General features: G+C 55.0%; 14 protein-coding genes. 9 read left to right on the top strand and 5 right to left on the bottom strand.

Annotated elements, in window-relative coordinates:
- Positions 1-209: 209 nt before the first annotated feature.
- Positions 210-623: a DoxX family protein gene (locus F0P93_RS20930; RefSeq protein WP_150879554.1), complete on the top strand. Its 414-nt coding sequence runs from the start codon at positions 210-212 to the stop codon at positions 621-623.
- Here the strand turns inward: F0P93_RS20930 and F0P93_RS20935 are convergent.
- From F0P93_RS20935 to F0P93_RS20945, 3 genes are all read right to left on the bottom strand, one after another.
- Complete coding sequence (locus F0P93_RS20935; RefSeq protein WP_150879556.1) at positions 620-1432, bottom strand: PhzF family protein; 813 nt, start codon at positions 1430-1432, stop codon at positions 620-622. The two genes, F0P93_RS20930 and F0P93_RS20935, sit on opposite strands and share 4 nt — an antisense overlap.
- A gap of 15 nt (positions 1433-1447) precedes the next feature.
- Positions 1448-2134: a hexitol phosphatase HxpB gene (gene hxpB / locus F0P93_RS20940; RefSeq protein ID WP_150879557.1), complete on the bottom strand. Its 687-nt coding sequence runs from the start codon at positions 2132-2134 to the stop codon at positions 1448-1450.
- A gap of 108 nt (positions 2135-2242) precedes the next feature.
- A complete protein-coding gene (locus F0P93_RS20945) occupies positions 2243-2530 on the bottom strand; it encodes a YciI family protein (RefSeq protein ID WP_150879559.1) in 288 nt (95 codons plus the stop codon).
- A 133-nt stretch (positions 2531-2663) separates the two neighbouring features.
- On the opposite strand from F0P93_RS20945, the gene F0P93_RS20950 reads away from it, so the two are divergent.
- From F0P93_RS20950 to F0P93_RS20960, 3 genes are all read left to right on the top strand, one after another.
- Positions 2664-5135, top strand: coding sequence for a S9 family peptidase (locus tag F0P93_RS20950; protein WP_150879561.1), 2472 nt, complete (start codon positions 2664-2666; stop codon positions 5133-5135).
- 101 nt (positions 5136-5236) lie between these two features.
- Positions 5237-6448 carry an alpha/beta hydrolase family protein gene (locus F0P93_RS20955; RefSeq protein ID WP_150879562.1) on the top strand — a complete coding sequence of 404 codons (1212 nt, stop codon included), beginning with the start codon at positions 5237-5239 and terminating at the stop codon, positions 6446-6448.
- A 126-nt stretch (positions 6449-6574) separates the two neighbouring features.
- Positions 6575-6904: a hypothetical protein gene (locus tag F0P93_RS20960; RefSeq protein WP_114409907.1), complete on the top strand. Its 330-nt coding sequence runs from the start codon at positions 6575-6577 to the stop codon at positions 6902-6904.
- Between the two features lie 137 nt (positions 6905-7041).
- On the opposite strand, the gene F0P93_RS20965 is transcribed toward F0P93_RS20960, so the two are convergent.
- Together F0P93_RS20965 and F0P93_RS20970 are read right to left on the bottom strand one after the other, a co-directional pair.
- Entirely contained in the window at positions 7042-8178 is a 1137-nt protein-coding gene (locus F0P93_RS20965; protein WP_225309575.1) for an endo-1,4-beta-xylanase, read from the bottom strand.
- Between the two features lie 125 nt (positions 8179-8303).
- Positions 8304-9482, bottom strand: coding sequence for an aldose epimerase family protein (locus F0P93_RS20970; protein ID WP_150879564.1), 1179 nt, complete (start codon positions 9480-9482; stop codon positions 8304-8306).
- Between the two features lie 233 nt (positions 9483-9715).
- Here F0P93_RS20970 and F0P93_RS20975 point away from each other — a divergent pair, with 233 nt between their 5' ends.
- The 5 genes from F0P93_RS20975 to F0P93_RS20995 all read left to right on the top strand — a co-directional run bounded on the left by F0P93_RS20975 (position 9716) and on the right by F0P93_RS20995 (position 19213).
- A complete protein-coding gene (locus F0P93_RS20975) occupies positions 9716-10723 on the top strand; it encodes an FHA domain-containing protein (protein WP_150879567.1) in 1008 nt (335 codons plus the stop codon).
- Between the two features lie 146 nt (positions 10724-10869).
- On the top strand, positions 10870-12321 hold the full coding sequence (locus F0P93_RS20980) for a PP2C family protein-serine/threonine phosphatase (protein WP_150879569.1): 1452 nt from the start codon (positions 10870-10872) through the stop codon (positions 12319-12321).
- The gene (locus F0P93_RS20985; RefSeq protein WP_150879571.1) at positions 12321-13907 is read left to right on the top strand and encodes a serine/threonine protein kinase; all 1587 of its coding nucleotides are present in this window, start codon (positions 12321-12323) and stop codon (positions 13905-13907) included. The genes F0P93_RS20980 and F0P93_RS20985 overlap by 1 nt, the downstream gene beginning before the upstream one ends.
- 7 nt (positions 13908-13914) lie before the next feature.
- Positions 13915-15213 carry a serine/threonine-protein kinase gene (locus F0P93_RS20990; protein ID WP_150879573.1) on the top strand — a complete coding sequence of 433 codons (1299 nt, stop codon included), beginning with the start codon at positions 13915-13917 and terminating at the stop codon, positions 15211-15213.
- Between the two features lie 16 nt (positions 15214-15229).
- On the top strand, positions 15230-19213 hold the full coding sequence (locus tag F0P93_RS20995; RefSeq protein WP_150879575.1) for an FtsW/RodA/SpoVE family cell cycle protein: 3984 nt from the start codon (positions 15230-15232) through the stop codon (positions 19211-19213).
- Positions 19214-19220 lie beyond the last annotated feature (7 nt).

Here is a 19220-nt window from a genome sequence, read left to right on the forward strand (position 1 = left end):
TTAAACACACAGTCCGCTTCCCCCAGAAAAGGGTTAGCACCAAACGCTTTGGCGTTTTCGGCTGCAAAAGAGAATTCAAACGATTTTTCGGTCAATTCATTCATGGCGCTTTCAACATTGCGCAACAAAAGTATTACTTATTTAGAATAAGTACAAATATTGTTTTTAAACGGGACATAAATCACCACTCCTATTAATTGAAATTTTCCATGAAAGAGGCATCCGCTCGTGTATCCCGCCTTCGCCCCTATGCGCCCTTCCTGCTCCGGCTGGCGTTCGGCTATCAACTCATCGACGCGGCCGGGCATACGGCCTTGCATCCCGCCGAAGGAATTCCAGGGTATGCCGACTGGCTGAAAAGTCTGGGATTTCCGTTGCCGCTGGTCGGGGCAACGCTGTCGGCCTATGCCGAGTTTTTGGGAGCGATTCTGATGATTGCCGGACTCTGGACGCGCTGGGCGGCTTTTTTCCTGCTGATCAACTTTGTGCTGGCGGTTTTGGTGGGGCATGTGGCCATTCAGGATACGTACAAAAACACCATGCCAGCCCTTAATTTGGTGGCAATGAGTGTCTTTCTGCTCCTGAATGGCCCCGGAAAACCGTCGGTCGATGAGGGACTTTAAAGTTCGAATTCGCCCGTCAGGTAGAGTTTCACCTGTCCGGCAATTTCAACGCGATCCTCCAGTAATTTACACCGCAGAAAACCACCCCGTTTGGAAATCTGGCGGGCCGTCAGCTCCGTTTTACCGAGCTTTTCGGCCCAATACGGAATGAGGGTCGTATGCGCCGAACCCGTCACCGGATCTTCGTCAATGCCGGACTGCGGACCAAAAAACCGGGAAACAAAGTCGATGGGGCCGTTTTCGGTTGCATTTCCGGGTGCCGTTACGATCACCCCGCGCGCCGGAATGGTTGCCAGTTCGCGGAAGTCGGGCTGCATGTCCAGAATCTGCTGCTCGTTCTCGAAAACAATCAGGTAATCCGTTTTCCCTTTCAACACTTCCACCGGTTTGATACCGCCCAGACTCGTTTCCAGGGCCGGTGGCTGAATGGCGATGTGCGTGCTGTCGGTCGGAAAATCCAGCACGAGCCAGTCGTCTTCGCGCCGAACCCGCAGCAATCCGCTGCGTGAATCGAACGCAATGGCATCGCCTTCGGCCGTTTTTTCCAGGAAAAACACCACGTAGGCCGACGCCAGCGTGGCATGACCACACAGGTCGACTTCTACCGTGGGCGTAAACCAGCGAATGTGATAAAAACCGTTTTCCTGATCGGTCGGCACGTAAAAAGCCGTTTCGGCCAGGTTGTTTTCTGCCGCAATGGCCTGCATGGTTTCGTCGGGTAGCCATTCCGTCAGCGGGCAGACCGCAGCCGGGTTTCCGCCAAAAAGCTGGTCGGTAAACGCATCAAGTTGATAAAGGCGGATAGGCATAGTGGGTTTAGGTTTTCAGCGGGTTATTTGTGTGATTGACAATTGATTTTCCAGTTCCCGCAATTGGGACAGGGTAAACGCCGTCAACGACGGAATTTTTAGCGTAGCCAGGTCGAACTTCGGGTCATCGAATTCATAATCGGCGGGTACCGAAACCGTCAGCATTTCAGCCGCGTGAGCCGATTTCAGGCCATTTCCGGAATCTTCAAACGCAATACACCGGTGAGGCTCAACGCCGAGTTTACGGGCCGTTCCCAGATAAACATCCGGGTGCGGTTTGTTGCGTTTTTCCAGGGTGGCCGAATGCCAGAGGGTGAAATACGACCGGATGTTCAGCCGGTCCAGCACGACTTCAATCAGGTGCATGGGCGATGCCGACGCAATCGCCATCGGAATGCCCTGCTGCCGAAACAACTCCAGAATGGCCGGAACGCCCGGCATCGGCCCCGCGCGTTTTCCAATCTGATCGTAGGCACCCTGAATAATATCGGCATTCACCTCCTCCACGCTCCGGTTGTGCCAGGGGTATTTTTCGTACCAATACCGCACCACGGTGTCGGTGGGCAAACCGGTAGTCCGTTTACACATCTCGTCGTCCATTTCCAGACCGACTGTACGAAATACCTCAATCTCTACTTCCCGCCAGAACGGCTCCGAATCGACCAGAAGGCCGTCCATGTCAAATATTGCTGCCTGAATCATTCGTTTTTCGGTATTCGGTTTACGGTTTTTGGTTTACGGTTGCTGACGCGTGTTACAAATAGCATGCGTGAGCAACCGTAAACCAAAAATCGTGAACCGTACATTTTCTTATACATCCGCCTGCTTAAACGGCTTGATGTCAATTCGTTCCCAAACTTTTCCTGAAATATACACCTCGTTCTGCAACCAGTCGTTCAATTGGTCTTCCGTATCAAAATCGAGCAACATCATGGAGCCAATCATCTTGCCGTCGGGGTCGAGCAATGCACCACCGAGCACAAAGTGCCCGTCGGCTTTCAATTGACGCGCGCCATCGAAGTGGTTCGGGCGAACGGCCAGACGCCGGTCCATGGCCTGATCGTCGGTATAATCGTAAGCGTGAATAACGTACCGCATCCTTTTTCAATACTATACCAAAAAATAACACCAAAGTTGGAGGTTCCAACGCTTGTTTTTGTCCAAATCTAAGCCTTTTCCCTTTTTCTCGCTAATTTCATTGTTTAAAAGCGTACTAGCCTCTTATTCATCAATGAAACAACTGCTCATCGGATTGGGTTGTCTGCTGATTGTCAGGGCAACAGCCCAAACGCCGACCTCAAGCCCACCCCCGCTCACCGTCGAAAAAATCATGCAGGATCCAAAGGGCTGGATCGGAACGTCGCCATCGGGGGTTTTCTGGGCGGAAGATTCCAAAACGATTTATTTCAACTGGAACCCGACGAAAGCCAAAGGGGATTCGCTGTATAAAATACCCCTCACCGGCGACCGAAAACCCGTCAAAGTGGCCGCTGCGGAACGGCAAAAACTACCTCCCGCTACCGGCGGAACCTACAACCGCGCCCGCACCCTGAAACTCTACGAAAAAGACGGCGACCTGTTTCTGCTCGACTGCAAACCGGGCAAAACCAGCGGGCAAACCGTCCGGCAACTGACCAATACCGTTGAGCGGGAAAGCAATCCATCGTTCAGTGGCGATGAGCAAAAAGTGGTTTTTGCCCGGTCGAACAATCTCTTCACGGTTTCGCTGGCAACCGGCGAATGGACGCAGGTCACGAACCTTGACCCCGGCACCAAAAAACCGGACCCCAAGACCAACGATCAGGAAACCTGGCTCAAACGCGACCAACTGGCGCTGTTCGATGTGCTAAAAGAACGGAAAGCGAAGAAGGACGAGGGCGAGAAAATTACGAAAGCCGGGCAACCCAAACGTCCGAAGCAGTTCTATACCGAAGGAAAAACCGTTCAGAATCAGCGACTCAGCCCCGACGGCCGGTTTGTGACGTTCTCACTGCAAAAGTCAGCACAGGGAGCCAAAACCGCCATTGTGCCGAGCTACGTAACGGAATCCGGTTTTACGGAAGACCTCACCGCCCGCACCAAAGTCGGCGCCCCATTGGCCAGTTCCGAGTTTTACGTGTATGATATTCAGCGGGATACGATTCAGGCGGTTTCGACCAAATCGATTCCGGGGATTACGGATTCGCCGGATTATGCCAAAACCGTTCCGTCGCCGGCATCCGTTCCCGATGGCAACCGGCGCGGTCCATCGGCCGCCGAAGTGACCACCGACACGATCAAAAAGACGAAAAAACTGGCGGATCGCAGCGTGACGATCAGTGGGCCAATCTGGTCGGAAGACGGCAAATACGCCGTGGTGATCATCCGCGCCTTCGACAACAAAGACCGCTGGATCATGCGGCTCGACCCTGCCACCCGGCAGTTGAAACTCCTCGACCGTCAGCGCGACGAAGCGTGGGTCAGCGGTTTTGGCCCTCTGACGGGCATGACCGGTTTTCTGGCGGATAATCAGACCTTCTATTTCCCTTCCGAAGCCGACGGTTATTCCCACCTCTACACGGTCAATGTGGAAACGGGCGAGAAAAAGCAGTTGACAAAGGGGAAATTCGAGGTGCAGCAGATCCAATTGTCGAACGACAAGAAATTCTTTTACCTGACCACCAATGAGCTTCATCCCGGCGAGCAGCATTTTTACCGGATGGCCGTCGACGGTGGAGAACGCGTGAAACTGACCACGATGACTGGTGCCAACGACGTGACGCTTTCGCCCGATGAAACCCAACTGGCCATTCGCTACTCTTACAGCAACAAACCGTGGGAGTTGTTTTTAGTGAAAAACGAACTAGTAAGCGTAAACAAAGGGAAGCAAAAACTGTCCCCTGCACCAACGCCGGTTCAGCTTACGATGTCACTAACCCCTGAATTTCAGGCGTATTCCTGGCGTGATCCGGCCATCGTAACCATTCCGGCCCGCGATGGACAAACCATTTACGGACGGCTGTACAAACCCGCCAAACCCAATGGAAAAGCCGTGGTATTTGTGCATGGCGCGGGCTATCTGCAAAATGCGCACAAGTGGTGGAGCCAGTATTTTCGGGAATACATGTTCCATAACTTACTGGCCGACAAGGGCTACACGGTGTTGGACATCGACTACCGCGCCAGTGCGGGCTACGGTCGCGACTGGCGGACGGGCATCTACCGGCACATGGGCGGCAAGGATTTAACGGACAACGTCGATGCGGCCCAGTGGCTCGTCAAAACCCAGGGCGTGGATGCCAAACGGATCGGTTTGTACGGCGGTTCGTACGGCGGTTTTATCACCCTTATGGCCATGTTCACGACGCCCGACGTGTTTGCGGCCGGAGCCGCCCTGCGGCCCGTGACCGACTGGGCGGCCTACAACCACGGCTACACGGCCAACATTCTGAACGAACCGTTTAGCGACACGCTGGCCTACCGCCGGAGTTCGCCCATCTATTTTGCCAACGGCCTGAAAGGGCATCTGCTCATTTGCCACGGCATGGTCGACGTAAACGTTCATTACCAGGATGTTGTCCGGCTCACCCAGCGACTGATCGAGCTTCGGAAAGAAAACTGGGAAGTGGCGTCCTATCCCGTTGAAGACCACGCGTTTGTGGAACCCACCAGTTGGATGGACGAGTACAAGCGCATCCTGAAATTATTTGAGGAACGGCTTTAACCGACACGAACTAAGCGCTTTGGAGCGTTGTTGTCAAAACAGGCGTTTTCTGATTCCGGAAAACGCCCTTTTTCTACCCCTTTACGACCCAACTCATTCGTATGCTGATTAATCGCAAGGAGTTTCTGCTGTCCCTTCTCCTGTCCATCACGGTTCTTCTGTCGGGCTGTGATACCACCGGAACCGGTTCTGATCCCAAACCCGAACCCGATGTTTATCTGGTCAGCAGTTCCGACATTAACGCATTCACCAAGGATCAGCTTGGGACGCAGATTGCCCAGCAATTCCCGGCTCAGTACCAGAGCATTATCAAGGGATTTCTGCGCTACGATGTCAAGGTGTATAAACTGGTTTACAACACCAAACTGCCCGATGGAACGGCCACGAAAGCGTCGGGAGCGATTATTGTTCCGACCGTCACGACGGCGGTGCCGATGATCAGCCAGCAACACGGAACCATTCTGAACGATGCCGATGCGCCGTCCAATTTCGGGCCGGGCAGCGATGCCGCTTTTGGCGGTACGTTTTTTGCCTCCAACGGCTACATCATGGTTTGCCCGGACTACATCGGTTACGGTGAATCGAAGGCTATTCCGCATACCTACGAACACCGCGAAGGGCTGGCCACGGCCTCGCTGGACATGATTCGGGCCGCGAAAGAATTCATCAAGCAAAAGTCGATCAAATGGGATAACCGGCTGTTGCTTACCGGCTACTCGGAAGGCGGTTTTGCCACGATGTCGTTGCAGAAAAAGATTGAAGAAGAATTTCCGTCCGAATTTACGCTGGCAGCTTCCAGCATTGGCGCGGGGGCTTACCACAAAACGGCCTTCATGAAGTACATCATCAACCAGAAAACGCACGGTATTGCCAGCTATAACCGCCTGTATCTGTGGACAATGCTCACGTATAACAGCTTGTATAAGCTCAACAAACCGATGAGTTATTATCTGAAAGAGCCGTATGCGACGCAGGCCACCCAGAATGGAATAAACATCAACATCAACGTTAGCATCAGCGATATCTTCACGGATAGTTTCAAGAAAGCGGTGAACGACGGGACGGAAACCGGGTTTTTGAATGCGGTCAAAGACAACGATGTTTACGACTGGAAGCCCAAAACGCCAACCTATCTGTTCCACGGTGATGCCGATAATCTGGTGTTCTTTTTCAATACGCAGGATGCCTACGACGCCATGCGAAAACGGGGAGCTACCAATGTCGAAATAAAACCGCTGCCCGGAAAAGACCACGGCACGGCGGTTATCGACTACCTGCTGCAAACGTATCTCTTTTTCTCAAGCGTCCAGTAATCAGCCGCTTAACGTTCAGAGTAACCAGAAAATCCTCCCGGCAAAGGAGGATTTTCTGGTTTTACCCAACAATTGCCCTCGGATGCTGGTTATAAGAGGAGACTTAAAATAATTCCAACCAACATCATGAAAAAATTGTGGATTGTTGCTCTGCTGGCCGCATTCGGTTTTACAGCAAATGCGCAGACAGTGAAAGAGGAAGCGAAGGAGACCGCGCATCATGCCGGCCAAACGGTGAAAAAAGCCGCCGATGAGGTAGGAGACGAAGCCCGCGAAACCAAGCAGGAAGCGAAACGGAAAGCCAAAAAAGCCGGTAAGAAAATAGACAAAGCCGCGGACGACGCGGGCGATGAGGTTCGGGAAACGGCCAAAGAAACCAAGCAGAAAGCGCGTGAAGCGAAACGCAAAACCGGCAAGAAAGTAGAAAAAGCCGGTGAGAAAATGCAGGAGAATTAAAATTCTTTTAAGTGTTAAATGGTTGAAAATGGTTTTGATGGTTAAAAATGGTTGAATTGCTACTAACAATTTTTAACCATTTCTGTCATCAAAACCATGTTCAACCATTTAACCATTTTTTTTAGCCATCAAAACCATTACTTCTTCCCAGTCATCTTCTTGATAAATGCCGTTTCGGCTGGAATATACGGCTGACCGTTCTCGCGGAAAATATCGTGGAACCACACCGGCGGCTCGGCGGTGTACTGCTTCTGCCACGAGTCCCACGGATAAATGGTGTTCGATTTACCGGACACAAAGCCCCAGTTCATCATTCCCACATTCTCGGCTTTCGCAATCGGCAGCGAGCCTTCAAACGTGCTACCCGCCGGGCGAGCCATGTACTCCGTACAGATCAGGGGGCGGCCAAATTTCTTAAGATCCGCTACCCGCTTTTTGAAATCATCCGGCTTTCCGTAGTTGTGGAACGTAATCACATCGGAATTCTGAACCAGAAACCGGTTCATATCATCCATTTTTTCGAGCGACGACCAATCCCCTTTCCAGGGTCCCGACGTAATGGGCTGTGTTGGTTTGGCTTCCCGCGCCCAGCCAAAACCGGCTTTCACCAGTTCGGTGCCGAGTTGGGCTTTGTTGGGCAATTCGGTTTTGATTTTGCCGTTGCGGCCATAGCTGTTGGCGTTGTCGTTATCCGGTTCGTTGACAATGTCCCACGCCAGAATCCGCTTGTCGGCCCGGAACGAACCCACGATGTCTTTCACGTAACTCCGCAGACTTTCCCACTTGCTTTTATCGCCCAGAATGGCCGCGCCGGGGCCTTGCACCCAGCCCGAATTGTGCCGCCCCATAACGGGTGCATGTTGTTTGCCCAGCTTCGGCTGCGGGTCCCAGCACGAGTCGAACAACACCAGCATGGGTTTGATGTTGTGTTTGGCACACAGCGACAGAAACTGGTCAATGCGGTTTTTGAACCCTTTGGCATCCTGCCGCCACACCATGTCGTGCAGAAAAACCCGCATCGTGTTCATGCCCAGCTTCTCGGCATAGCCCAGTTCTTTATCAATCGTTTTCGGATCAAAGCTTTCGGCCTGCCACATTTCTAACTGGTTAATGGCACTGGCGGGCATAAAATTACTCCCCACCAGCCAGGGCTGGCTTTTATACCAGTCGTTAGCCTGCTTGGGCGTCCACTGCTGCGCGCTGGCCTGGAGTGACAAAACCGCCAGAACGACCAGAATAGCAGTCTGTAGTCTAAATTGAATTTGATTTTTCACAAGTTGTAAGGACTGTTAAGACTAAATGTAAAATGATGAATGCTAAATGTAAAAGTGATCGGCTGGCTGCTCCTAACTTTTACATTTAGCATTCATCATTTTACATTTAGCGTTAAAAGAAAAAATTACTTCACCGAAAACCGGTATTCCGTCGTGGTTTTGTACGTTTCACCCGGTTTCAAAACCGTCGTTGGGAACTTGGACTGATTGGGCGAATCGGGAAAGTGCTGGGTTTCCAGACAGAACGCCGACCGTTTGTCGTACGGTTTGCCGCTTTTGCCGATCCGTTTTCCATTCAGGAAGTTCCCGCCGTAAAACTGCACCCCCGGCTCCGTCGTCAACACATCCATCGAGATGCCGGTTTTGGGCGAGGTCACTGTGGCAATCAGCCGTGGTTCAGCGGTCTGGCCGCCGTTCAGAACGAAATTATGGTCGAAACCGCCCCCGTTTTTAATCTGCGGGTGGTCGGCATCCTGGCGCTCGCCGATGGCAACCGGTTTCCGCAGGTCGAACGGCGTTCCATCCACCGGAGCCAGTTCGCCCGTCGGAATCAGGGTTGCGTCCACCGGCGTGTAGCGATCGGCCTTGATTTCCACCAGATGGTCGGCCACGGAGCCGGAGCCTTCGCCATTCAGGTTGAAATAGGCGTGGTTGGTCAGGTTCACGACCGTACTTTTGTCGGTAGTAGCCTGATAATCAATCTTGATGCCATTATCATCGGTCAGTGTATACGTCACATCGACCGTCAGCGTTCCCGGATAATTTTCTTCGCCATCCGGCGAAACATAGTGCAGTTTCAGGCCGTTGCTGCCCACCGGCGTGGCGTCCCACATCTTGGCGTTGAAGCCTTTTTTACCCCCATGCAGGGAATTGGGGCCGTTGTTGGTCGCGAGCTGATACGTTTTGCCGTCGAGCGTAAATTTCCCTTTTCCGATCCGGTTGCCGTACCGACCCACCAGCGTTCCGAAGAACGATTCGTTTTCCAAGTAGTCATCGATGCTGCTGTGGCCCAGGTTTACATCCAGTAGTTTACCGGTTTTATCCGGCACCAGAATGCTGACAATGCGGCCGCCGTAGTTTGTGATGGCGACTTTCATTCCGCTGGCATTGGTCAAAACAAATAAATCAGCCTGTTTCCCTTCGACGTCTTTCTGAAAACGCGAGCGATCAGGCAAACCGCTGGCTGAATCAGCGGTCGCTGTGCTTGTACTATCCGACATGGTTGACGATTCTTGTTGTTTTTGGGAGTTATTACAGCCGACGAGCATCCCCAGCAGGACGGCGGAGAGAAAGAATTGTTTCATACGAACGTTTAGAAGGTATCGGGGTTTATAAAACGGCTATCCCGCTTCGAGTTCGAATAGAAAGCCGGGCATCAAATATCAGACTTATTTTGTAAAAACTATAAATCTGAATGGAAAAGGGCTGGAACCGGTATAACCTACTCCAAACCGGACGCAGGAACTTCTTGATCCATCAAAAGAAATCTTTTACATTCAGCGTTAAAGAGACAATACCATCCTAACGGAATTCATTCATGGCAGATCAGCCCAGCAACTGGCTTAATAAATTAGGGAATCTCCTGGTGCCGTCCTCCAGTGAGCCCAAAACCAATCCGGTTGCTACCGTTTCCAATACCCGCATTCTGAACGAACTGGTGGCGTCTTTTCAGGACTCCGTACCGCGGGAATCCGTCGGAAAAAGCATGCTTTTCAATGCGCATTTTTTGATCATTCTGCATCCCGACACCTACGAAGCGCGCCAGAATGCGTTTCCGGTCATTGTCAACGAAGCGGTGAATGCCTTTACGACTTTCATTGAGTCCGAAAAGTCGAACTACGAACGCGTGGTGCCGGTGGCCGCCAACTGGTTCTTCAAGTTTGGGGGCGGGCGTGAATTTGGCGGAGAACCGGTCACGCCAACGGATGTCAAAGTGGTGGGTGCCCTGACCGGTATTTTACCCGGAAACGACCCGGCGCAATCACCGGACCGGATTCACGTTACACGCCGGGTCAAACAGACCAACCGGTTTGAGAAAGTGGACATCGACCCGAACACCTTCCAGCACATCGACTTTCGGGAACCCGGTGCGTTTGTCGTGAAGTTTACGTTTTCGACACCGGCACCAACCTCCCCACGACCACCGGTCGGAGCCCCCGCGACCCGCCATGCGCCGGGATTGCCCCGCAGCCTGGGTGCCGGACTGGCTCAGATCAACCATTACATTGCGGAATTGAACAAGGAGGATTCGTACCTGATGCGCGACCGCGAAATCGTGGTGGCGCGAAAAGAGCCGGATAACCAGCATTTTCCCAACTACCTTTTGCTCGAATCGGCTTACGTCTCGAACCCCCACGCCCGGATTCGCTACAACGACGAAATCCGGGGCTTCCAGATTGCGTCGTTCAGCCGCAACGAAACCCGGGTGAACGAACAGCTTATTCCGCGCAGCGAACCCGCCAGTCCGCAGTGGTACGCGCTGCCGGATCAGGCTCAGATTCTGCTCAATAGCATGGTCACCCTAACCTTTCAACGCCATGATTGATGCGCTGTTTGTCGTGTTGCTGCTGCTGTTTGTACTCATCCTGGTGGTCCGGCATTTTCAGGATTTACCCCGATAAAGCCAACAGAATGCGCTGCCAGCGGTTCTATTCAGTAGAACTGTTTATTTCGCCACGTTTCCCCAGTTAAATGAATCCGTTTCTCATTGCCGGTCAGACCAATGTAGGCCAACGCCGAAAAAATAACCAGGATACGTTCATCTGCTCGACGATCTGGTCGGAATCCAGCGCGTTGCTGGCCGCCATCGATGGCGTGGGCGGTTATGCCGGGGGCGACCGGGCCGCGGCCATCGCGAAGGAATCGATCGAACAGTACATGGCGACGCCCAACGGCGATCCGTTGTCGATGCTGCGCGAAGCCGTCGTGTTTGCCAACAACCAGATCAATGCGCAGCGCGAGCAGAACCCCCAACTGGCGCAGATGTGTTGTGTCTTGACGACGGCGGTGGCTGATAGCCGTACCCAAAAACTGTATTTTGTGCATGTGGGCGACACCCGCCTGTACCGATACCGTCGGGGCATCCTCGAAAAACTCACCCACGATCACTCGATGGTGGGCGTCCGGGAGGATGCCAACGAACTGACGGAAGCCGAAGCCATGCAACACCCGCGACGGAACGAAATCCTGCGCGAAGTGGGGTCGATGGCGCACCGGGTCGATGATCCGGATTTTCTGGAATCGGGCGAAACGGACTTTCTGCCGGGCGATTTGCTGCTGCTGTGCAGCGACGGTCTGACCGATATGATTACGCAGGCCCAGATTCAGAGCGTTCTGGATCAAAACCTTTCCCTTGAAAAACAGGTAACCGAGTTGATTGGGCTCGCCAATAAACAAGGCGGCAACGACAACATTACCGTCGTTCTGGCCCAAAACACGACGCCAGCCACCCCGCAACCGGTGGTTGCCAACTCTACCGACCAGACGTTGCCGTTGAAACCGTCGTCAAAACCGGCTCCAGCCATTAGTCCAAAAACGACTTCGGGAAAGACCGAACCGGCCAAACGGAGCCTGACGGGTTTCTGGATTCTGATCGGGCTGGTGCTGGCGGGAACCATTGCGGGACTGGTTTGGTATCAAAACCAGGCTCCCAGCCAATCCGATCCGTTGGTTTCCGATAATCCACCGATGGTCAGCGATCCGGCTGATTCGACGCAGGCTATCGCGCCAACGGTTTCTCGCTTTGATTCATTGTTGCAGACGGCGTATCGCAGCACCGATCACCGGCTGATGCTGCCCGCTGATACGGTTCGGCTCACGCAGCCCCTGCTGCTTACCGACTCGCTGCAAAGCATTGTGGGCGCAACCGGGCTGACGGTTTTCGTCCCTGCCGATACGGCACAGGCGCAGGTGGCATTACGGATCACCCGCTCGGGGCCGGTTGACCTTCAAAACCTGATCATTAGCGGTTTCAAGACCGGGATTGAGACCAGTCCCGGAACGAAGCTGCATCTGTCAAAGGTCTCTTTTCGCAACGTGAGCCAGCCCGTTCAGGCCGTTATCGGACAGGACACCTTCCGCGATGCCGTTATTGTGGTTACCTTGCAGAACCAGACTGATTCATCCAAAACACCCCCTCGCTGATGTCTACCACCCGGTTTGATACACGGTTTCCCGGCTACGAAGTGCTGAGTGAATTGGGCCGCAGCAACGCCCGGATTCTCAAGGCGCGTCACCTGGCTACGGGCGATCTGGTGGCCATTAAGCACTTTGCCCTCAACACCGATGCCGAAACGCTCCGGCGGTTTCAGCGGGAATCGGCCATCATGACCAGCATCGCCCACCCCAACGTGGTCAAGGTTCGGGAGGTGCAACTGGAAGCCGAACTGCCCTACATCGTGATGGAACTGATTGAGGGCGGGAGCTTGAAACAGCTCATTACCGGTCAGCAACGCATCGACGTATCGACCACCATCCGGCTGGGGCTGCAAATGGCCAGTGCTTTCAAGGCGATTCATCCGCAGGGCATTATTCACCGGGATGTGAAACCGGAAAATATTCTTTTCCGCCCGCTGCCCAGTGGTGAACTGCATTTTTTGCTGACCGATTTCGGGATTGCCCGGCTCCACGAACAATCAAGTACGCTGACGGGGCAATCGCTGATGACGTACGAATATGCGTCGCCCGAGCAGTTCAACGACCCGAAAGGCGTTGGGGCGGCCACGGATTATTATTCACTGGGCGTGGTTTTGTACGAATGCCTGCACGGAAGCGTCCCGTTTGCGCTGGACGATCATTCGGGCATCGTGACGTTCATGAACAAGGTGCTGACCGAAGCGCCACCCGCCCTGACCGTGACCAGCCAGGACCAAACTCTGGGCCTGTTCGCGGAGCTTCTGGAGGGTTTATTGAAAAAGAAAGCCAGTGAGCGCCTGAACGATCCGGACGAATTGACGTGGTTGCTGAAACGGGCCGAACTGAATTATTTGCAGGCCGGTCGGATCAGCCCTAAAACCGCCCCGATCACCCGGGTTACGCAGCAGAATCCGGCGAAGCCCGAGCCCGAAGCAGCCAGGGTTCCGGTACCCGATCCAGTCGTTGTAAAACCCGAACCGACTAAACCGCCCCAAAGCCAGTCGTCGGGCAGGAGTCTAAAACTGGCGGCTCTCGTGCTGGTGATTGTGGCAGGTGGAGCGGGGCTATACTATGTCCTTACCGATTTTGGAGCCAAACCCATCGCCAGCGTGCTGACACCAAACGATACAACCCATACGCCAACCGGGGATCAGACTGCGGGGACGGATGTGCCGGGTGATCAGGAACAAGAGGAAGACACGGTAAGCCTGCGGCTGGCGGAAGAAGCCCGGCGACGGGAACAACTCCGGGCGCAGGTTCTGGCGGCCGGGAAAACCCTGACCGTCGAGCCCCTCGATTTTAAAGTCGGTTTTTTCGGCGGAATCAAGAAAGCGCAGATTCAACTCAACAACCCCAGTGCCATTCCCTTTCCGGCGGTGGCGGTTCAGGTGAGCTATTTCAAGGAGAAAGGCGGTCTTTACAAAACCGAGAAGATGTTTTTTATGAATGTAAAGCCCAATTCATCTCCCGTTCGGATTGCTCCGGACAGTGACCGGGGCATCCGGATCAGTTGCAAAATCTTAAAGTATGATTTGCCCAGGAATCTGGACTCTCTGATGCAGGTGATGCCCGTCAAAACCGACTCGTTACTTTAATCGACTCATGCCAACCGTAAGCGTCAATACGCATTTTCCGGGTTATGAAATTATCGGCGAACTGGGCCGCTCGAACGCCCGCGTTCTGAAGGCCCGTCACCTGGCAACGGGTGATCTGGTGGCAATTAAACATTTTACCCTCAACACCGACGCCGAAACACTCCGGCGGTTTCGGCTCGAATCGCAGTTGATGACCGACATCCGTCACCCGAACGTGGTGCGCGTGCGGGAGGTTCAACTCGACATGCCCATGCCCTTCATCGTCATGGAATGGATCGAGGGCGGCAACCTGCGGACACTCCTGGCGGAAAAAGGACATCTGGAAATACCAACGGTCATCCGGCTGGGGCTGCAAATGGCCGAAGCCTTCAAAGCGATTCACCCGCAGGGCATTATCCACCGCGACCTGAAACCGGAGAACATCCTTTTTCGACTCCTGCCCAGTGGTGAACTGCATTTTTTGCTGACGGATTTCGGCGTGGCCCGGCTGCGCGAACAGTCGCAAACTATGACGGGGCAATCGCTGATGACGTACGAATACGCGTCCCCCGAGCAGTTCGACAACCCCCGGGGCGTGGATGTATCCACGGATTACTATTCGCTGGGCGTGGTTCTGTACGAATGCCTGTCGGGCCGGGTGCCTTTTTCGATGGCCGATAACGCCGGTATCGCCACCTTTATGGGGCAGGTGTTGCGCACGCCCCCGCCAGCGTTGGTGTTGCCAACGGGGCAGTTTATGCCGCCCAGCCTCAACACGCTCCTCGACTGGATGCTCACCAAAAACCCGGCGGAACGGCTGAGTGATGTCAACGAGCTGGTGTTACTGTTCGGTCAGGCGAATGTGGAACAGTTGCAGGTCGGCCGGTCGAACGATCGCCGGGGGCCGGTGTCGTCGCGCACGCTGGTGGCCGCCGAACCGCTGCCACAACTGGAGCTACCCGAAGAGCCGGAAGAAGAACCCGCAAACCGCCTGACGGGCTGGTACATCGGCCTGGGCATTCTGGTCGTTATTCTGATCGGTTTGGCGGTTTTTTATACGTACCAGGCCCGGGAAACCAACGTCAACACAACGGCGGCACCGGATTCGACGCGGATGGAAACCGACTCCAACGCGTCGGAAACACCAGGCGAGATGGTCGAGGATACCGCAACGACGCCGTCGGAGGGCTTTATCGAAAGCCCCACCGATTCGACCCGATCGGACAGCAGTCCCGCAACAACGACGGAACCCGAAATTCCGACCGTTCCGGCATCGCCACCGGATTCATCGAAAACCGTCGTTGACACCACAAAGACGGGAAATTAACTACTCAACCCATTGCATGAAAGGTACGTCTGTATCGTCTGGTCGTTTGTATTTACTGGGGGCATCCATCCTGCTGCTGCTGCTGTTTGTGCGTTTGTACATCAACCTGCTTCCCGGTCTGAATCAGGCCAAAGAAGCCCTTGCCAGCGGGCAGGCCATCACGTTGCAGCCCGGTTTGAAATCCACACCGATCCAGCGTTTACTCAATAGCGGTAATTACTACAGCGATCCGGCCGACCGGACGCTGGTAGCCGATTCCCTGGCGGCTAAACTGGGCCTAAATGGCTCACCCGACAACCTGGGAGCCATCAACAAACGGCAGTTTTCGATCCGGGCGCCGGTGGCGTGGCGCAGCCGGATTGGCGGAGCGGATTTTCAGAACCGCCTGCAACTGTCCCGCCAGCAGATGGGCTTCGACTCCATTCTGTACGTCCGCGAACTCAGCAATCCGAAACCGTATCCGGCCACCGTGAGCGCGGGGAGCGGAACAGCCACCATTTCGGGACAGGTTGCGCTTACGGAAACAGAGCAACCGGTGGCGAATGTGCTGGTGCAACTCAAACGCCACCCCGCCACCGCCCAGCCCGACACGCTTCCCAACCAGTTTACCTACGCCCGCACCGATGCCGGGGGGCGGTTTTCGTTCACCGGCCTGACGACGGATCTTGGCTACAGCGTCGTCGCCCTGAAACCCGGTTTCGAGTTCGGCAGCCGCCGGGGAACGAGTCAACTGACCAGCGACCAATCCTATACCTTCACGGCCCGCCCCCACCAACTGCGGCTGATTGGCTCCGTCGTTTACGGGCAACTGAAGTCAGATCACGCTTTCCTTGTTCGCACGCCAACGGCATTTACCGTACAATTCTGGACCATCGTCGGGCTGTTTATCGGGGCTTTCTGGGCCGTGCAGGGCGTCTGGATGCTCCGGCGGTTTTACCCCGATCCGTTGCTGCTGTCGGTTCTTATGTTGCTCACCGGTATTTCCGTCCTGACACTATTAGCCATTCAGGACCCGTTGCAGGACACCTTATACGCCTGGCAAACCTTGCAGGGCGTGGCGGCTGGGCTATTCGGCTTGCTCATCGTATCCCAGATCAACATCGGCCGACTGTATGCCGACTGGCGGTTTGATTGGTTGTTTACGTTTTTTAACCGCTCTTCCGTCCGTTTGTCGGGCTGGACGTGGCTGGTACTCGCCCTCGGTCTGGCGGCTTTGACCCTGTTCATCGGTTCGGGGCCGGAAGGCAGTGGTGTTCGCGTGAACCTGTCGGTTTTGGGACTGACGTTTCAACCCAGCGAGATCACCAAGTACCTATTGTTGGTCTTCTTCGCCGGTTTTTTTGCTGCAAATGAACAACAGATCCGGCAACTCCCGGATTTGCGCTGGCGGTTTGCGGTGAGCTTTGGCGCGCTGGCCGGTGCCGGTTTGCTCATGCTGCTTTACCTGCTGCTGGGCGATATGGGTCCCGCGCTGGTCGTCTGCTTCACATTTTTGCTGTTTTACAGCATCGCGCGCGGTAACCTGCCGCTGACACTTGCGACAGGAGTCGGCTACGGCATTGCCCTGTGGTTTTTGCCGGGCTGGATCGCCACCCTTCTCAGTCTGGTGGTGCTGATGGGGTACCTGTTCTGGCGGGGAGAGGCCCGCTCCAAAACCGCCCTGGGTTGGGCCGCTTTGTTGACGGAAGCGCCGGTTTTGCTGCTGATGGTGATCGCGATGTTTGCCTTTGGCGATCAGTTGCCCTTTGTGGGAAGCCGCCTGGCCGACCGCAAAGCGATCTGGCTCAGTCCCTGGAACAACGACGTGTACGGCGGTGATCACCTGGCCCATAGTTTCTGGACACTGGCGTCGGGCGGCTGGACGGGACAGGGTCTGGGCAAAGGTTTTGCGAATGCGATGCCAGCCGCCCACACCGACATGATTCTGCCCAGTGTAGGCGAAGAGTTGGGTGGATTAGGGGTCATTGCGGTATTTCTGCTGATGGGCCTTCTGCTGCACCGGACTTTTTTGCACGCCCGCCGGGCAGGTCAGCCGTTCAGCTTTTTTCTGGTCGCCGGTATTGCCATCGCAACGGGGGTGCAGTTTCTGATCATTGCGAGTGGCTCCATCGGGCTACTGCCCCTGACCGGTATCAGCGTGCCGTTTTTGAGTTACGGAAAAATTTCGCTCATCATCAACCTCATGGCGATGGGCGTTGTCTTCAGCGTGGCCCACCGACCCGGCCAGGCCGAACAGCGTGAATACCTGGAAAAAAACTACGATGTGGTGCTGATGGCCGGCATTGCCGGTTTTCTGCTGGGCGTAGCGGTTTTGATTGGCCGGTTGTTGCCGATTGTGGGCTGGCGCGGGAACGAGTATATTGTACGACCCGCCCGGGTCATCACCCGCAACGGCGACCCCATTTACAGCTATAATCCCCGCATCGAGCGACTGACCCGCGTTCTGGCTTCGGGCACCCTTTACGACCGGAAAGGTCTGGTGCTGGCCACCAGTTCGCCGGAGCGGGTTACCCGGCAATTGTCCCGGCTGAAAAAAAGCGGTTTGGAACCGGATCAGGTGAAAGCCATGAGCCAGAAACGGCTGCAACGGTATTATCCTTTCGGCGAACACCTGTTTTTCTGGACGGGTGATCTGAATACGCAACTGTTCTGGGGCCAAAGCAACGGGTATTATGCAGAAGCCACCCACTTCAGCGAGTTGCGCGGTTTCAACAGCCGCCCCCGCAAAACCAACCTCGTCGCCACCAGCTACCGGGCCGACCGCTTCAGCCCGACGGTCGAGCAAACGCGGACGCTGTCGGTTTACGATTACCGGGAACTGGCACCGGCTTTGCGGGCGGGGGTCGATAGTCGGGAGGTCGCGAATCGAAAATCCAAAAACCGGGATCTGTTCCTGAGCGTCGATGCGGATCTTCAGGTGGCGTTGCAAAAATCACTGGCCCAATCCGAATACCGGGACAAGCGGCTTTCGGTGGTGGTACTGGATGCGGCTTCGGGCGACGTTTTGGCGTCGGCCATGCACCCCTTACCCAATCTGAAAACCCCGGAAGCCATGCTGCTGTCGGACCGGGACCGGCTGCAACTGCCGTATCTGGTGACGGAACGGGATCTGGGCATGACCTTTCCAACCGCCCCCGGTTCGACCGCCAAAATTCTGACGGCGATGGCGGCTTTTAACAAACTGGGTTCGTCGGCGTCGGCAGTTCGGTATTCCATTTCGTGTCAGGAGATCATCCGGCGGGGTGAGCGGGAGTCGGAGCCCTGCGGGGAATCGGTCGATATGCGGAAGGCCATTGTTCGGTCGAGTAACGTCTATTTTATCCGGCTGGCAAACGACCAGGCCCTCGATAAAGAACTGGCCGATTTGTATTTAGCCACGGGGATGAATGTCGATTACATTGGCGGCTACTCCTTTTCGGATACGCACACCGAGGCCGAGCGCGTTCAGATTCGACAGCACTGGCGCGATTCTTCGTTTGTCGTTCGCCGGAAGCTCTACCAAAGTTTGCAGTATCCGAGACGGTACCGCGGTGAGTTTTCGGGACTGGCCTGGGGGCAGGGGCAACTGAGCACCACACCCGCAGCCCTGGCCCGGATGGCGGGAGCGATTGCCAACAAAGGCGTTTTGCAGCCCTCGCGCTATGTGGTGTCCAAAGCCGGCAAACCGCAGCCGATTGGAACCGGCAAATCCGTAGCCCGAAGTTCCGATTACGCCGGGCAGTTGAAGGAATTCATGATCGAACAGTCGAACCCGGCGGGGCGCGGCAAGATCAGCCTAGCGCGGGTGGCGGGCAAAACCGGTACGCCCGAACGGATTGTGCAGGGCGTTCAGGAGAATGACGGCTGGTACGTCTTTTTTGCACCCACACCCGACGGCCGGTCGAATACCGTGGTGACGGTGCGCATCGAGTTGGGAAAATCCTCCGCCGATGCAGTCAACCTGGCCAACACCGTTGTGGCGCCCATTTTAAAACAACGCCGGTATCTGGGTAGTTTTTAACCCCAAA

This window comes from Larkinella humicola (assembly GCF_008727875.1).
Lineage (GTDB): Bacteria > Bacteroidota > Bacteroidia > Cytophagales > Spirosomataceae > Larkinella > Larkinella humicola.

Coding starts and splice junctions, on each gene's coding strand:
- F0P93_RS20930 (WP_150879554.1), top strand. CDS start 210: ATGAAAGAGGCATCCGCTCGTGTATCCCGCCTTCGCCCCTATGCGCCC.
- F0P93_RS20935 (WP_150879556.1), bottom strand. CDS start 1,432: ATGCCTATCCGCCTTTATCAACTTGATGCGTTTACCGACCAGCTTTTT.
- hxpB (WP_150879557.1), bottom strand. CDS start 2,134: ATGATTCAGGCAGCAATATTTGACATGGACGGCCTTCTGGTCGATTCG.
- F0P93_RS20945 (WP_150879559.1), bottom strand. CDS start 2,530: ATGCGGTACGTTATTCACGCTTACGATTATACCGACGATCAGGCCATG.
- F0P93_RS20950 (WP_150879561.1), top strand. CDS start 2,664: ATGAAACAACTGCTCATCGGATTGGGTTGTCTGCTGATTGTCAGGGCA.
- F0P93_RS20955 (WP_150879562.1), top strand. CDS start 5,237: ATGCTGATTAATCGCAAGGAGTTTCTGCTGTCCCTTCTCCTGTCCATC.
- F0P93_RS20960 (WP_114409907.1), top strand. CDS start 6,575: ATGAAAAAATTGTGGATTGTTGCTCTGCTGGCCGCATTCGGTTTTACA.
- F0P93_RS20970 (WP_150879564.1), bottom strand. CDS start 9,482: ATGAAACAATTCTTTCTCTCCGCCGTCCTGCTGGGGATGCTCGTCGGC.
- F0P93_RS20975 (WP_150879567.1), top strand. CDS start 9,716: ATGGCAGATCAGCCCAGCAACTGGCTTAATAAATTAGGGAATCTCCTG.
- F0P93_RS20980 (WP_150879569.1), top strand. CDS start 10,870: ATGAATCCGTTTCTCATTGCCGGTCAGACCAATGTAGGCCAACGCCGA.
- F0P93_RS20985 (WP_150879571.1), top strand. CDS start 12,321: ATGTCTACCACCCGGTTTGATACACGGTTTCCCGGCTACGAAGTGCTG.
- F0P93_RS20990 (WP_150879573.1), top strand. CDS start 13,915: ATGCCAACCGTAAGCGTCAATACGCATTTTCCGGGTTATGAAATTATC.
- F0P93_RS20995 (WP_150879575.1), top strand. CDS start 15,230: ATGAAAGGTACGTCTGTATCGTCTGGTCGTTTGTATTTACTGGGGGCA.